Source organism: Roseburia sp. AM23-20 (assembly GCF_003470905.1).
In the GTDB taxonomy this organism is placed as follows: domain Bacteria; phylum Bacillota; class Clostridia; order Lachnospirales; family Lachnospiraceae; genus Roseburia; species Roseburia rectibacter.
The window spans coordinates 1-875 of the sequence record NZ_QRHS01000075.1 but is presented as its reverse complement, the minus strand read 5'-3'; the positions used below and the strand labels follow the sequence as shown (position 1 = coordinate 875).

Annotated in this window: 1 protein-coding gene; it reads right to left on the bottom strand. The window is 31.8% G+C overall.

Features of this window, described 5'->3' with window-relative positions; translation table 11 throughout:
• Positions 1-70 precede the first annotated feature (70 nt).
• On the bottom strand, positions 71-526 hold the full coding sequence (locus DW650_RS19385; RefSeq protein WP_330414710.1) for an ABC-three component system middle component 2: 456 nt from the start codon (positions 524-526) through the stop codon (positions 71-73).
• Positions 527-875 lie beyond the last annotated feature (349 nt).

Sequence of the window (875 nt, the reverse complement as noted above, 5' to 3'; positions counted from 1 at the left end):
ATTTGGGGATTCATGGTACAGTTATCAGTTCAGATACTGTTCCGTGAATAATTCAGGATGAATTTTGACTTCATATTTTTTCACCCCTTTCTAAATCACTTTTCCAATTTTTCATATTTTTTTCAACATATTTATGTATCTCGTACTCTGTTCTTTTTTCAAAAAACTCATCTACACGTCTTACATATTCAACATATTTCCTTGAATAATTGCAATCCAGCATATGACTTATATTCTCTGAAAATTTGTCTGCATAAAAACGAATACCAAATTCTGATAATTCTATCTGCACAAGACCTTTAGATACCAAAAAAGATAGTGCGTTACGAACCATCAAATTTCTCACAAGAAGTTCAGATGAATGATTTGGATTACTTGGATGCAAACATAATTTATCAGAATATATATCATCTATATGAACTGAAAAATAGTCATATATAGTCAATGTTTCCGCCCGCATCTTTTTTTGTGTACAAACCAATATTAATAAAATTCGACATCCTATTTCTTGTTTTGAATTATATATCTTGTATGATAATTAGGAAGTTAATTATCACATATTTCCTTTCTTTTAATATCGTGGTTCAATACAATTCAGATACTATGGACTTTTGATTTGTTTTCTGTAGCTTGACTACTCAACTGGAGTGTATTGCCACTACCTTTATCTGAATTGTTTATTAGCTGGATGTTGCCGGAGTGTTTTTCACTCAGAGTACTTATTTCTATCAAGTCTACGATGATAATCGTTGGTGGACATCATGGTATCAGACTTTAGGAAAGGGAGGTACAACCTCATGAAAATTTACGTAGGCATGGGAGCATCCCAAAGTTTGTGTAAACCTCCAAACTGATGTAAGATAAAATTACTCAGT